18 protein-coding genes are annotated in these 13,945 nt (G+C 51.7%); 9 read left to right on the plus strand and 9 right to left on the minus strand.

Annotated features, from left to right (window positions below; translation table 11 throughout):
* Window positions 1-126: 126 nt before the first annotated feature.
* From BLW71_RS13845 to BLW71_RS13855, 4 genes are all read right to left on the minus strand, one after another.
* Window positions 127-432, minus strand: coding sequence for a hypothetical protein (locus BLW71_RS13845; RefSeq protein ID WP_091796815.1), 306 nt, complete (start codon window positions 430-432; stop codon window positions 127-129).
* Between the two features lie 9 nt (window positions 433-441).
* On the minus strand, window positions 442-1,074 hold the full coding sequence (locus BLW71_RS40890) for a hypothetical protein (RefSeq protein ID WP_143048332.1): 633 nt from the start codon (window positions 1,072-1,074) through the stop codon (window positions 442-444).
* 55 nt (window positions 1,075-1,129) lie between these two features.
* Window positions 1,130-1,897, minus strand: coding sequence for a hypothetical protein (locus BLW71_RS13850; RefSeq protein ID WP_091796816.1), 768 nt, complete (start codon window positions 1,895-1,897; stop codon window positions 1,130-1,132).
* Between the two features lie 150 nt (window positions 1,898-2,047).
* Window positions 2,048-2,809, minus strand: coding sequence for a hypothetical protein (locus BLW71_RS13855; RefSeq protein WP_143048333.1), 762 nt, complete (start codon window positions 2,807-2,809; stop codon window positions 2,048-2,050).
* Window positions 2,810-3,189: 380 nt separating this feature from the next.
* Between BLW71_RS13855 and BLW71_RS13860 the strand changes: the two genes are divergently transcribed.
* The 3 genes from BLW71_RS13860 to BLW71_RS13870 all read left to right on the plus strand — a co-directional run bounded on the left by BLW71_RS13860 (window position 3,190) and on the right by BLW71_RS13870 (window position 6,164).
* Window positions 3,190-3,624 (plus strand): hypothetical protein, encoded by a 435-nt coding sequence (locus BLW71_RS13860; RefSeq protein WP_091796818.1) that lies wholly within the window; start codon window positions 3,190-3,192, stop codon window positions 3,622-3,624.
* 418 nt (window positions 3,625-4,042) lie between these two features.
* Window positions 4,043-4,450: a hypothetical protein gene (locus BLW71_RS40895; RefSeq protein WP_143048334.1), complete on the plus strand. Its 408-nt coding sequence runs from the start codon at window positions 4,043-4,045 to the stop codon at window positions 4,448-4,450.
* 685 nt (window positions 4,451-5,135) lie between these two features.
* Window positions 5,136-6,164, plus strand: coding sequence for a tetratricopeptide repeat protein (locus tag BLW71_RS13870; RefSeq protein WP_091796820.1), 1,029 nt, complete (start codon window positions 5,136-5,138; stop codon window positions 6,162-6,164).
* A gap of 142 nt (window positions 6,165-6,306) precedes the next feature.
* On the opposite strand, the gene BLW71_RS13875 is transcribed toward BLW71_RS13870, so the two are convergent.
* Complete coding sequence (locus BLW71_RS13875; RefSeq protein ID WP_091796821.1) at window positions 6,307-6,861, minus strand: hypothetical protein; 555 nt, start codon at window positions 6,859-6,861, stop codon at window positions 6,307-6,309.
* 91 nt (window positions 6,862-6,952) lie between these two features.
* Here BLW71_RS13875 and BLW71_RS13880 point away from each other — a divergent pair, with 91 nt between their 5' ends.
* Entirely contained in the window at window positions 6,953-7,300 is a 348-nt protein-coding gene (locus BLW71_RS13880; protein ID WP_091796822.1) for a MarR family transcriptional regulator, read from the plus strand.
* Window positions 7,301-7,388: 88 nt separating this feature from the next.
* Here BLW71_RS13880 and BLW71_RS13885 read toward each other — a convergent pair whose 3' ends face one another.
* From BLW71_RS13885 to BLW71_RS41650, 3 genes are all read right to left on the minus strand, one after another.
* A complete protein-coding gene (locus tag BLW71_RS13885; protein WP_091796823.1) occupies window positions 7,389-7,619 on the minus strand; it encodes a hypothetical protein in 231 nt (76 codons plus the stop codon).
* Between the two features lie 229 nt (window positions 7,620-7,848).
* Window positions 7,849-8,415 (minus strand): tyrosine-type recombinase/integrase, encoded by a 567-nt coding sequence (locus BLW71_RS13890; protein ID WP_091796824.1) that lies wholly within the window; start codon window positions 8,413-8,415, stop codon window positions 7,849-7,851.
* Complete coding sequence (locus BLW71_RS41650; protein ID WP_177205033.1) at window positions 8,394-8,801, minus strand: hypothetical protein; 408 nt, start codon at window positions 8,799-8,801, stop codon at window positions 8,394-8,396. Before BLW71_RS41650 ends, BLW71_RS13890 begins: the two co-directional genes overlap by 22 nt.
* Window positions 8,802-8,955: 154 nt before the next feature.
* Here BLW71_RS41650 and BLW71_RS13895 point away from each other — a divergent pair, with 154 nt between their 5' ends.
* Window positions 8,956-9,540 (plus strand): potassium channel family protein, encoded by a 585-nt coding sequence (locus tag BLW71_RS13895; protein WP_091796825.1) that lies wholly within the window; start codon window positions 8,956-8,958, stop codon window positions 9,538-9,540.
* Between the two features lie 9 nt (window positions 9,541-9,549).
* Here the strand turns inward: BLW71_RS13895 and BLW71_RS40900 are convergent, their stop codons facing one another.
* Window positions 9,550-9,771, minus strand: coding sequence for a hypothetical protein (locus tag BLW71_RS40900; protein WP_143048335.1), 222 nt, complete (start codon window positions 9,769-9,771; stop codon window positions 9,550-9,552).
* A 374-nt stretch (window positions 9,772-10,145) separates the two neighbouring features.
* On the opposite strand from BLW71_RS40900, the gene BLW71_RS13900 reads away from it, so the two are divergent.
* From BLW71_RS13900 to BLW71_RS41655, 4 genes are all read left to right on the plus strand, one after another.
* Complete coding sequence (locus BLW71_RS13900; RefSeq protein ID WP_143048336.1) at window positions 10,146-11,033, plus strand: DUF4238 domain-containing protein; 888 nt, start codon at window positions 10,146-10,148, stop codon at window positions 11,031-11,033.
* A gap of 1,164 nt (window positions 11,034-12,197) precedes the next feature.
* Complete coding sequence (locus tag BLW71_RS13905; RefSeq protein WP_091796827.1) at window positions 12,198-13,037, plus strand: hypothetical protein; 840 nt, start codon at window positions 12,198-12,200, stop codon at window positions 13,035-13,037.
* Between the two features lie 148 nt (window positions 13,038-13,185).
* Complete coding sequence (locus BLW71_RS13910; protein ID WP_091796828.1) at window positions 13,186-13,629, plus strand: DUF6641 family protein; 444 nt, start codon at window positions 13,186-13,188, stop codon at window positions 13,627-13,629.
* Window positions 13,630-13,682: 53 nt separating this feature from the next.
* Window positions 13,683-13,850 carry a hypothetical protein gene (locus BLW71_RS41655; protein ID WP_177205034.1) on the plus strand — a complete coding sequence of 56 codons (168 nt, stop codon included), beginning with the start codon at window positions 13,683-13,685 and terminating at the stop codon, window positions 13,848-13,850.
* Window positions 13,851-13,945: the final 95 nt, after the last annotated feature.

A 13,945-nucleotide genomic window follows, 5' to 3' on the forward strand; every position in this document is an offset into this window, starting at 1 on the left:
TATAGTGCGTTCAAGCCCTCAATTCTGCAGGCGTAACGAGGGTCACTGGCCTTCTTTTCGTTTGGACGGCACGGATACCGAGGTGAACGTGCCCACACTTAACAAGGGTATGGGCACGCGGTAATATCAGCAGAACACAAGACGGAAATGCATCGCGTCGGTTTCATCGACTATCGCGAGCGAAATTTCATAATACGCGTCAATACTGTTCGCTTGATACGTACCATTTCGGCGCGGAACCAAAGTTTGCCTTATCTTTGTGCAAGGCAGCATCAGACTATCCGTCTGACTGACGCAGTTCGTTGAAAGCCATAGTTTCGCATCACTATAAGCCAGCCATATGTCGATGTAGTCTATTGACCTGCGCTCAAACTGGAACGCATCATCTTTCAACCCCACGCTTTGCCAATTTAGATTTTTCGGATCGCTCATCTGGATTTCCTACCGAAGCGAACATTGGGCGAAAACCTGGCGAATCGAAGCAGCGTTCCCAACGTAGTTTTTCACAATGTCAAGATCGCTTATTGATTGATGACTCACACCGTTTTCTTCAAGCCAAGTGCGTACAATCGGAACAAACACTGACGGCCCGGAAGTTTCAAAGTTAATGCAATGGCTCCGATTTTTTACCGATGTGTTTACCTTCGAAATATCGTTTGTTGTCGTAATAAAAACCGCATGCTCGCGCACGATGTCCATTGTGCCTCGCAAGTTGTCCTGAGCAAGGGCTGTCAAGCTTGAGACTTCATCCAAAATAAAATAATGCAGACCTCCAAATGATGCTAAAAAAGCAGCGTTACGAACTTGATTTGGAATCGCCCACTGATTGCTTGACGGACTGCAATTATGCACGTGAATAGTGGGTTTGGCCTTCGAGCGCTTTTCCTCCATCTCCTGAGGCAGAAAAGCGGCACATGTTGACTTTCCTGTCCCAACGTCGCTGTAAAGTATAATTCCGTTGACCGTATCAACAGGAAAGCGATCATCCGCATTTATAAGGCTGTAAATTTGTTCCTTTGCTTTCTGGCTGGGGAAAGCGAAGTTCGACAGCGCTTGTGGTTGATTGATATTCATTGTGTGATCTCGATTAAATCGAGGTCGTGGAGGGGTATGTCTCCACGACCCTATGTTAGTTGGAGGACTTTTCGGGGGCGACGTGAGCGGCATACGCAGCATCCAGCACGCTTTCGTCTTTCACAAACGCACGAACCTTGAAGCTACCATCCTGGCTAAGGGTGATGATAGCGACAGCAGGTGTATCTTTCTCGATGCTCGGGTCAACGTATTCCGGCTGAGACTCAACGAAGCCGAGCAGAACATCTTGAAGCTTTTTGCGACCCAGCTTTGCGTTCTGTTTGATATTCGCAGATGCTGCTTTGCGATTTTCGCGGTTTGTGGCCGTTTCGCACGATTCGAGCGCCTTCACAACGCCTCCTTTTCCGCTGAGCCAGGTTGCGAAATTTTCCGGCTTGATTTTTTCCCCCGACGCTTTTTCCAAGAGGCGTGCTCGCTGCGACAGTGTCGCAGTCAGCAACTTGCCAAAGGTCAAACCCACGATCATGTGCTGAGGCTTCGTTTTACCAGTGGTAATCGTCAAATCCGCTTCGATGCACAACGGCTCGAGAATTTTACGGAATTCGACTTCTCGATTAAGGTTACTGATATAAACGTGAAACAGCGCGTATGCATTCGATAGCGACGTATTCAAAACATTGCGATAACCGATCGCCGATTTCTTTACGCCGCTAAGAGCTTTATTGAATGATTGCAACACGTGGTCAGCGCGATTTTTGTCGCACTGCCGAGCAACACTCTGATTTTTCTGAAAATCGGGTTTAAAGACTTCCGGCTTGTTGCTGCTCGTTTCGGAGGTACCGGGAATTACGATTGCGTTCATATTGATGCCCTTTGATTTAGAGTTTGTTTGAATGTCGTTCACTGAATCGACAACGAAACTTTAAATTCGAGGAGCGCTTGGAGATAGACCGGGTGCTGGCACCCGGTTAACCAAGTACTTGCACTCGGTTAACCGAGTGCAAGCAAACAGTCATTTTTTGGTGGTTTTCGACGGTATGAATGTCATTCCGTCCAGCCACTCGGCGATCCTACGCCACGCAGTCTGCTTACCAAAGGTGATGCCGAGCCGCACGGCTTCGGCAATAATCTCTTTTTCTAGGGACTGGGCAGCGTTCGTCTTGCTCGGATAGCCGCGCTCACTTGCTAACTCTCTCGCTTTTCGTTTGAGCGGTTCCAACTTAGCAAGGCGTGCTTGTCCACCGGATGCGCTGCGCGCCGAAATGATCCCGGCAACCGCTGGCTCCAGAACTACGACGCCCTCAACAAAGCCAAGCAGATACTGTGCGGTACTTATACGGGACCATGCTTCAGCGCTGTTCCCTTCCTCTTCCGCTTTGGTAGCAGCAACGGCATGGGCACAGCTTTGAAATATGCGATCAAACAGCAGTTTGAATGTTTGGTCGTGATGAGCGCGGGAGGTCGTAACTTCGAGCTTCGCGGGTTGATCTACCGAAGATAGCAGGAGCGGCCCGAGCATCTTTTCGATAAAGTCCTCAGCTGCGTTCTGGGGTTGCAACAGAACGTAGATTTTCGCGAGTGCGTTCACGATCTCGTCGAACATCGATTCAATCGAGTTGCAGCCGGTAATAGGTTCACCGATCTTTTTTCCTTTCATATTCCTTCCGAGTTGTCCTTGATCGCTGGTGCGCGCCTCTGTGACCAGCGACGGTATAACGGCGCGCATATGGACGATCTGTACAGGATCAGTACATGCCGGGAATGATTTAGCCACGGTTCATCATCTCGCACTAGCCAAGAAACTGCTGAAAGTCCCAGCGCAAACACAAGCCGAGGACAGCATCCGCGCCAACGCAGCACGTGGGTTAAACGACAACTGCCCCTGACGTAAAATCCCCACAAGCTGGCTAGCAGAGCCACCAAGCGCATCGCAAAGCGGATATGAAGTTGGGCATGTCCCAGGCGGCCAACGTGCCAAAACGCCATCCCACAAGCTGCGCGTACTTGAGCGCAAGCGCTTGCCCACAAGTTAGCCAGTCGCCGTCGACAAATTGTCTTGGGAAGACTACCCGGACGGACTCACTTCGGTCTTTTCTTGATGATCCAGCAACCCCTCGCTACCCTCCTTATATCAACAGCATGGCTCGGGGTTAAATGTTCGCGATCACACGCTTTCACAATTTCATGTCGCTTTATCAAGGGCGGTACGCAACCGCTCTTGCAAAATCGCTCAATACCTCGGTGTTCGCCGCGAAGGCGCTGGACATCGGACTTTCCACTGGCGAAATCTCTCTCGACAAGTTACACCTGCTGCTCGGCTGCAGTCGCGGTCAGGCAATCGGTGCCGCGTTCGACTTGCAGGAACACGGTCTTGCCGAGGACATCGAGTCTAGGAAGAACCAGCGCGGCGAGTACCTTCTCGTTCCCATCGACACGCAATGCGAAGCCGCTCGGCTATATCGAGCAAAATTGGAGCAACGCAGCCGGGATATGGGCCTATACGACATCCTTGAGAAGACATTGCCACCCTTGCAGGCAATTTTCATGGAAGCGCTTTCTGCAATGGAAGCAAAGCAGATCAAGCGTTGAAGGATGCGCCCCTTACTCGGACGCATGTTCTGTCCTGCTCTCGACCGGTACCGAGAATCCGTCGCGACTAAACTTCCCCTTACCATCCAAGCCCTTCCACGGCAGCCGCCGTTCCTCGTAACGGCGGCTGCGCGCCACGCCAACGTCGAAAAAATTTGCGCCTCCCCTAAAGTTCGTTCTGCCGGCGCCGACATCCAAGTGTCAGCTTCACGATGTACGCCGAGCCTTGCGTGCTTTTGTCCAAACCGATATAGTTTTTATAACGATGAACCTGAGAGAAAACATAAAAACGGAACGCGTCGTACGGACCGATCGGTTAGACATGCCTCTGCAACCGGTCGGTCGGGTTCCTAGTCTATGGCTCGCGTACTATCCGGTCTTTCAAGATGCACTCCAACACGGCGAGACAACGTTCCGGATGCTGCCCCAACAAGCCAAGCTTGCAGTAGTGAGCCGAACAACCACCGATGCTGCAGAGCAAATTATTGCGTCAGGAATTTTGGATGGGGTTCGCGGATCTTTTATCGAACTTAGTACGCAGTGCGTCGTAGAAGCGGCGGAGGCTTTCCTTTCTACACGGGTGACGAACTCAAAATTAGATACGGCCCGCAACCCCATATTGCTTAGCAACCTCGCAATATCGATTTCATCTGCGAGCTATCCCCTGATTGCAAGGCCACCTTGCGTGCTTCGTCCCGGAGTCGGGATTTTTCTCAATGGCTGGAGCCGCTTCTTCGGCTATTTGACACGTGGCGACGGGACCATTCCGCTTCTTGCAATTGACTGGGCCGATTTCTACGAACGCCTCGTAACCACAGATTGTTGATCACGAGTTTTTCACTCTGCTATGTCGCTAACGCCAACCGTCACTTTATACGGACGGCTACTCATTAGATTGAGGCTAAATGAAACGCAAATCTTTTTTCACTACGGCGATCTGCATGAGTATCGCTTTGGCTGGATGTAATAGAGCCACATCCAACGCCGCGCAAGCAAGCCAAACCGATACTGCACCACAACAACTCTCGATAGTTGACGTCGCAGAGGATGCGGCAGAGCACTATTGTGGGTATAGCATCGCTAATCGAGTCAGCGACAACGATATACGTGAGCCCATGCGAAAGACGGCAGAGGAGAAGTTGAGAGCAGTTCGGAGCACCATTGCGGCGAATGGCTACTCCTCAAAAGTGGCTTCAGTGACTACTATGATCGGAGACGACGCGACCCGAGCGGTGTTCGACAATGAGGCAAATCTGGCGACTGCTCCCAGCAAACCACCGAACGAAAGAGCCAAGTTCCTTGTCGAGCTTTGTTCAAGACAGATTCGATCCAACAATAAGTACGTGAACCTTATTAACACGAATCTTTAATTGATCTCGATCCTACTCAAGCAACACCAGGCCATGCGAAAACATCTAGAAATAACAACGGGATATCCGCATAGGCCGATTGCATAACAGCTCGGGCAAACGGTCTCATCAAAAATTTAAACGACATAAAGGCGGATAACTGTGATAAAAAAAGCAGCACTTGTAGTAGCTATGCTGGCCTCGGCGACCTCTGTCAATACGTACGCTGCGGTTGAAAATGAAGTACCCGTGCGGTATGACGTCTTAGTGACCGCGCGCCTATCATGTCAGAAGAGTGTTCTTGACGCCTCTCCGGGCAAGAAAGACGAAGTGACTGATCTACTCGTTGGAACCTCGCAAGCAAGTCTCGCCAAACGCATTGGTCAACAAGCAGCGTCTTACGCCGTGCGACTTGGAAGCTCGAAAAGGGATCTTGTGCTGCGGGATCAAACTGTGATGCATCCTCAACCCGGCAAGGACTTTAGCGATGACGTTGTCGCGCCGGTTTGCTCTCGATATATTTCTAGCGATGCCGATTTCAACAAGCGTTACCCAGATGTATCCTCCGCGACGCAGCCTGCCGGACAGACAGCGACGAAAATCTCTGGGGGAACCGTCGGTCCGTGCGCTACGAACGTAGAATGCGTCAAGACTATGCTTGTGTCCGCAAAAGCAGAGGACATGACAAGCGTGCTAGAAGCTGCGAAGACGATTGACGGTTTCCCAAGACCGACGCGAGGTAATCGGCCAACTGCGCGTAAGCTCAACGAAGAAGGTCTGAATGCTCTAGATGCGTCCAAGCCTGACGAGGCCATACGACTGTTCTCGCAGGCAACCCAAGCCGACCCGAGCGATCAGGAGATCATCAGCAATCTGGCATATGCTTACGCGCAATCCGGGCAACTCGCAAAGTCGGAAGACACTGCTGTTTTGGCACTTTCACTGAATCCCCGTCGCACAAGCGTTTGGGCACCGTTAGCGACTACGCTTGCCAAGGAGCATCGCTACGACCAGGCACTGGAAGCTATGTGGCTTGCATATCAGTTTTCGGGCGACAAGGCGAAGACGCTGATTTTCATCGACTCGAAACTTGCATCCGAGAGCAATCCGGACGCAATAAAGCTGTATACCGCAAGCAAGACATGGTTTGAGAAAAACGAAAAACCTGCGTTACTGCAGTGGCCGAAATAGGTTTGCGAACGTCGGGTGATCAGAGAGAAAGTTGAATCACCCGACGAGGGCGAGCGATCGCTCGCTTTTCCACACTGTAAAGCTGTAAAGCTCAATGCTCTGCGATTGTTCACGTGCCAATAGTGCCTAACGGAAATTCTCCTCAGGCGTCGGCACGCCGCTTTGTCGGCAACAAAGCCAAAGCTCCCTTCATCGCATACAGGATGATCAATGCGCCGGCCAAATCGCCTACGAACATTGCGAAAAACCGGTTCACGATATTCTGAGTATCGCCCTGCAAGAAGAACCAGATATGATGCAACACAGGATTCGCAATCGAATACGCAAGCGCTAGGACGAGAAGTCGCTTCGCGGTGAGATTAGTTAAAGACGCACGTAACTTGTAGCGCTCCAGCGCCAACCTGTACACCGCGTATGGCGCAACGGTCGCGATAATCCCACCGGCAAACGAGCGAATCGGATCGTGGGGAAAGAAGTAGAAGAAGTCAACGAGCCAACTGGCAACAAGTAGACCGATTGCACCGTCCCCACCTAACAGCAACGTACTAAGAAGACGGATACCCGAAGGCAGGTAAATCCAGTTCACGCCGCGCACGAATTCGGTATGCGTGAATACTTCCTGATTGATCCACAACGACACGATGAAAACGACTGCGGTGCCGATCACCGACAGGAAATGCAAACGTAAGCTAGACATCGCGGTAAAATTTCTGTATGTGCCGTGAGGTGAGCAACATGATAGCTCATCGAAATGTTCGATCCGGTTCCCCGCATATGGAGCACGAGGAATGACTCGCCCTGCCGATATCTATCTCCGGTTTCTTCAACTGACCGAAGCAATACGCGGCCTGCCTTCACTGCCCGCGCTCGATCCGCTCGAGGAGCGGATTCTTGCATTTGTTGCCCGCATGGCACAGAAGAATGAGCGACTCTCTGTCCGGGACATGATGGCCCAAAGCGAACTAGGCTCACCCGCCACCCTTCATGCTCGCATCACGTCCATGCGGGAAAAGGGCTGGCTGCTGCTCAACGACACAGAGGACGCGCGACGCAAACAGATTGAGCTTACGCCCGCGGCCCTCCGGCACTTCGACAAGCTTGCCGAAGCCTTCGCGAAGGCGGCGAAGGGAACCTAACAATTTCCGGCTGTCGGTTCAACCGACACTATAATGTTAGAAGGGGCTGCGCATACCTATCGCACCCAAGATGCTATCAGCGTCGTGATTACAACCGCGCACGCCCGTCGGTATATTCGATGGTTTGCGGGAGCTGAAGCGCAGTAATAGTGGCGATTTCGGTTTTGCTGAACCAGATGATGAACAGCCTAGGATCTGCGAGGCTGCGTTGCACCTTGACCTTCTTCCCCGCCTTATGCGTTCGACCGACGTTGAAGCCAATGTACTTGCTCTCAATCGCGACAAGCAGCTTAGCAGCGCGGGGGAGTTCATAGCTCATGGGAGTTTTCTCGCTTGCTGCTGCGCGCACACCTCTCGCACGCAAGGACAGCGCATCGGATTAGGTAGCTGCATATTATTATAATTTTTATAACATTCCAGCCAGGCAAGTCAATTCGTTAGCTGTATCTCCCCTGTTTATCAGCGGCCACGCATTGCTTTGGCGCAACTCGTGTTTCTGGTGCACTCACAGCATGGTCAAATCGAACTATTGGCCTATCTGAGGATTTTCATACGAGATCCACAGCGGCGCGCTGCATTTCGTCGTTGACGTCGATGTAAGCCTGTGTCGTCGCGATATTCCGATGACCCGCAAGCGACATCAGCACGCGGACACCAACGCCTTTGTTCGCGAGATTCGTAATGAACGTACGTCTGCCTGAATGGCTGCTCGCGCCATCAATGCCGACTTGCTTGTACAGCCAGTGGAAGTACTGGCACAACGTGTTCGCTGTGAACCCGGCCCGCTTCTGTGTATAAAACAGCGGCTTCTCTGCTGACGGACGCTTGAGGGTTGCGACGTACGAAGCCAGTTCTTTGCGAAGCCGTTGGCCGATAAACACTGTTCGCGCATGACGCCCCTTGGTCTGTTCCGCCAGCAAGCGGATCTCCGATTTAATCGAGCCGTCCGCGTTCACCACGTCGCCGATACGCAAAGCTGCGACCTCGCCCACACGCATGCCAGCCCAATGCGTCGTCAGCAGCATGGTCCGGTTGCGCGCTGCGTGACGATGCAGTGACACGTAGGTCAGCACCTGCCTGAGCTCTTTTTCGGTCAACGTCTTTGCCTGCGCCATGTGCCCAACTCCCGTAACCAATGAATTTCATACATCGGAGGATGTGTTCTTTGGTTATGGAAATCAACAATTACGTGACTTGCCTGCGCAGTCATAAAAAACAAGCACTTGCGCGAGAAGCAAAGCTTTTTGCTATTTGCTTTGATTTTCAGGGGAGCGGCTACTTGAAAGAGGAAATGCGTTGAGAAATGAACCGACGCATGCAGTTGCAACGGACATTTGCTCTCCATGCTGGCGGTCCGGTTGCACCGCAGTGAGCAGCGGCCGTCCAGCAGACGTTGAACTAAGTCAACTGCCCTTGTCGGAAAAACTTGGAGCACGCAACGGAACGCGCGGATCGGGGATGCAGCGTCCGGTTCGGCAGAAATCGGGCCAGCTTCAGTCATTGGACATTCGCAGATGAATCGTTGACAATCCTCGGCTATCCGGATGCGTTCGACGCAGCCCAACGAATCACGGTGCGATTGATTTATCAAATTTTTAACACCTATCGTGGGTTAATTTCGATGTTTTGAGACGTAAATTATTTACGGCGTATTAATGGTCTTCAATGCATTCAAGAACGTCATAGCTTGGCTCGCACGCCTGACTCCAAACTCGTTCGTGCCCAGGCTAGGCGAGAAACTGACGGGCGGAAGAATAACCGTACCGGACTGGGCTGAGTTTTACCTGCTTGGTCGGTTCTTGTTCGCGCTCGCGTTAGTAATAACGCTGCCTAAATCAAGATTACTTGTTGCCATCATTTTAATCATTCAATGCAGTTCGATCATCTATTTGCTAAAAATAGTATTTCCCGTGGGTGCGCGCGGGCTGAAAGATGCAAGTCGATCACTTTTCTTCGCATTTGGTCACTACCTTGAAATAGGTTTTTCGATGGGTTACGTTTATTGGTATCTGAACGCGTTTACCCAAACGCCGGCTTCTCAAGCACCTATCTCTCTGCCAAAAAGCGTGTATTTCAGTTTTATAACCATGACAACGATCGGATTCGGCGACATTACACCGAATACAGACCTGGCGAGGTTTGTCGTCACAGTGCACGCTATCGTTGCATTGTTCATGCTCGCGACGGTTATAGGCCTCTTCTTATCCTTATCTACAGCGGGAGACGGTCGTTCCGAGTAACACGCCATATTATCGAAGAACGATCTCAAACATCGATTGAATATTCTGTCCGAACACGACCGCTGCATTAGATGGTATCGGCGCACACGGCTTCAGTTTGGATGCGTGGGATGCAGCATCCATCACTGTCGATGTTTTCTTTTCCTCGTTGATTTCTGGCAGAGCCAAAGCGTTCAAATACGTAATCTGGAAGCAGCATTTCGAGAGCGAGAAGCACAGAAGCTGGTTCATTTGAAAAGCTGCTATCGGGCGATTCGAAGGTCCCTTGGGGGCGCGCGCAGTCGACCTCGCGGATGAGATTCGAGGAGATCCCGCGATTTGCATAAGGCAGTGACCAGCCACGAAGAGACGCTCGACCCAACCGTCAATATCGTCGACAATGGGCGTCCTTTGTCGATTGATATCCTGACTCGTCTAGGCGCTTGATCCTTCTGTGAAAGAAAATCATCACACGGCGTGCGCGTGCGGGCTGATATGCATTCGGTCTGGTTCTGCACCGCGAGTTGCGGTCGAGTGGTCCGCAATTGGCTCATGAGAAGGCCGTGAGTCCTGGGAGACGGTTTGCGACAGTCCGAGATCAAATAATTGCGGTGTGCGAACTGCCAATGAACAAACTCAAATCCGAACGACACCATTGGTGGCCACGATGTGTCTCTCGACACTGGGCTGCATCAGATGGAACCGCAGGTTGGATTAAACCCGACGGCTCTGAGAAGCGCATTCCACCGGATAAGCTCGGCATGATTGGTAATGGACACCACATAAAGCTTGGTCGGACGGCTCAAGAATCGACGCGATTCGACGAAAGCTTCGAGGATGAATTTGATGCCGCCGACAGCGTTTTCCCTGCCGTGATCACGTGGCTTGAAGGTCTTGAGCGAAGATCAATTGCTGGGGGTGACCTCAGGCCAAGGTTTGTCCCGCAACAGTCATCGGATGATCAGCTTCGCTCGCTTACGGAATGCGTCGTTTCGTTGGCAGTCCGTGGTCCGATGAACCGTGAGGCATCTGTCGCGCTGGCGGAACGCTTCCGAGGTCCGCTTCAAAATCCTGAGCGGAATACGATCATCGGTTTAAATATGCGGCAGTCGCAGAGGTTGATCGCTGACAGCATCGGATGTCGGGCAAAATTTGCGGTGTTATTTTCCGCTGATAAGGAGTTCATCTACGGAGATGGCTTTTTTCATAACGTGAAGGCAGTCGTGAACGCTCCCTATGCACCAAAAATCTTGGCTCCGATAACCCCAACAATCACTGTGGCCATAAGTCGACCAACAATGTTCAGCGTCGAACCACGCCTCGTGACGCTCGTGCTAACAGGGGACGATGTCGATCGATGCAACCATGCTGTGCAGGTATATTCACGGGAGGCGTTGTTTTATAGAAACGACAGGCCGATACTTGATCCGGCGTTCCAAAGCGGCATTCACCTTGAATATTCGAGCCCCAACAACCCAATTGAGGCGCTGTTTAGCGCATTGCTAGCCATATAATCGCGCAGGCAGGGCAGTTTCGAAAGGTTCGGCAAGCCAATAGCAGGCCCCGAACGGCTGCTAGCTGGAGAGTTCACAAACCGCTTCGGGTCGAATGCCGAAGTTTGCGAGTTGGGTCTGATGCGCCGAGCATCGACCGCCCTGTACTTCTGGGTTCGGCCAGAAGCGACGCTCGTTCAACGAAGACGTGCGGCTGAAACTCGACGCGTTTCGGACATTCGATCCACTTGTCGTCGGCTAGCCGCCAATGCGCCTGTCGGCGCTATCGCCGGCCGATTGCCTCATGATCTTCGAGATTATTACGACGCTTGCGCTGACATCGCTAGTACTTACCGTGTGAGCTATGTAAGTGACGGGATCTGAGCCTGCTGCAAGATTCAACGGACGACAGAAATGGCTCAGGATATAGCATTCGAAAATTGCTGGAACAACACCTGATCGCGTTGTTCCAGCCCGACACCAAATTCGTCTGCCTACTTTCTGACCCAGAGGCTGGGGGTAAGACAACGGCCGCAATCGGATCTTCCGGCTAGTAGTTTTCACACGCTCAGAATCCCTTGCGCATCCCGGTTTGCTTGCGTTCGTCAGCCAACAGCTGTTCCGCGCTCCACCAATCAACCACCGACAGTTCAACCAGCGGCATTGCCCCGCATGAACGAAAGGCAGCTGGACAGTTGGAAGCGGACGTTGCGGCCCAAAGGATAATTGACGGCACCGGGTCGTTGTGGGACGTCCAACTTCGCGTAAGCCGTCCTTTCTCAACGCCAGCAGTCTCGATTTAATCGACATTCACGACGTGGAACTGACTCTGCAGATACACGATACCAGCCACCGCCCAATAAATCCCTTTTCCATTCTGGGGGAAATATCGGATGTGGTTGTTTTTCCCCGGACGTAAGTCAGATAAGATTCGTGTATCTTATTGTATTTCATACATCCAGATTAAGACAGAATACAAGAAGATACACGATTCCGTGATGGGGGCTCCGGACATGCAGACTGCCGATTATAAATAGAATTTAAGAGCAATGCATGACGCAACCGGCAATGTTCCCCGACAAGCTAAATTTAAATATTCGCAGCGATTCTCTGCGAACATGTGAAGGCGAGGCGGATTAAGTGGTTGCGCACTTAATCCGCCTTTCGTCTTTCTGGTAATTAATTATGGAAATTCGTGCACTACCCGGCAAGAATAAGATTACGTTTTTTGAAGTGCAGTACTTCGTGAACGAAGGCAAGCAAGGAACTGCAAAGAACGTGCTTCTTGTGACGTACTCAACAGAGCCCAGTCGACTCAAGGCAAAGACGCACAAAGCTGTCCAGCATCGCGTCCGCTTCGATTTGTCCACAGATCGTGAAATTTACCGCAAAGCAAAACGGCACCTCGGTGAAGCGGACGGCGAAGCTGTCAAGCAGCAAATCAAGCGCCTGAAGAAAGAGGAAAATATCGTTACGTGGTTCGGTATCCGGCAAGCACACTATGTTAAACGACATAAGTATGCAGCTGGCAAGTCGTTTCACAAGCGTCAACTAGATCCGAACAATCAGGTCTGGGTTTTCATTAAGCCTGACGGGACGTTTAACGCGGCATTTAATTGGGAAGGCGAAACCATCAGCGTGATAGTGAAGCCGCATGAAGGTGACCTGTCTGAAAACCAGTCGGTTGGAGTCGGTTACTATACCTCTGCAAGCGCAGATGCAGAACTTCTAGAACGCATGTCTGCATTGAAAAAGCCGAGACAAGCTGCATCTGAGGACGCAATCGTCACAAGCGAGGTGGAGACTGCTCGAACGGAAAAAGAGCCCGCGAGTCACGAAGACATGAGCGTTTTCACGGAAACCAAATTGGCTGAACAGCCCATGGCTACGCAAGACCAGAGAACTCGACCGATCGAAGCCAAGCGCGACACAACAACGCCGCGACAACATGTTGGCTTAGCTGGCGAACGGCTTCGAGGAAGGTCCCAGACGCACTGTATTCCCATCTTCGACAGGACCTTATAACAAGAGAGTTGGAACCCCAACTACGCTAACCACATGGCTCGCTGGATAATGATCGTCTAAGATTTAGTTTGGATTCCAATAAAAAATCATTTGATCTCTGCGTGAATGGAATACATCCTCTCCTGCACATACACCACAGGAGAGGTACATGAGCACTCTGAACAATCTGAAGCTGGTCACAGCGAAACGTCCCGGTGCTTTGCCGCAAATCGTGCAGCGCCGTAATCGTTTGATCGCGAAAATCTGGGAGCAGACGGAACTCGCGAAAGCACAGCAGGAAGGAAAAACGTTTCAACCGACCCGTTTCCGCTCGGTCAAGGATGCAGAAACCGGCGAACGCCGTAACATGGAGGTACAGAAGCGCGTTCGTGCATGGTGGTTCACCGCTGAAAACGGCAAGCTCTGCCTGCAAGTCCGCTATGGTGCGAAGGTACTGGAACTGGCGAAGGGAAAAACTGGTATTGAAGTCGGTGCAACCGACAATTTGATTCCGACGCTCGACGCATTGAAGGCTGCCGTTGCCGCAGGTGAATTGGACGCAGTGCTTGAGGCCGTTAGCGCAACGATGCGATCGGGTTTCGCAGCAAACTGACCAGACACGCTACCTCCTCGCGTTGATAAATATCCGCAAAGGAGGTAGCAATCATGCGATACATCGAAATCATTGGCGAAGTTGATCTGCAGACACAGCAGGTCGATGCGCAAAAGAAAGCCGCTAAGCGTGCAACCCGAGCAGCAAAGTCGGCAGCCCTGCGTCTGAAACTCCAGAAGACGCAGCAGCAACTGGCGAAAATCAACTCTAAGCCAATCTAATGCAATCGGGCCCCTGTCATCCTTTGGTTCGTCAACGACAGGGGTGACGCGTACACTGACAACAACTTTTTCGCCTCGTTTCCCTGTTTACTCTG

This window comes from Burkholderia sp. WP9, assembly GCF_900104795.1.
Classification (GTDB): domain Bacteria; phylum Pseudomonadota; class Gammaproteobacteria; order Burkholderiales; family Burkholderiaceae; genus Paraburkholderia.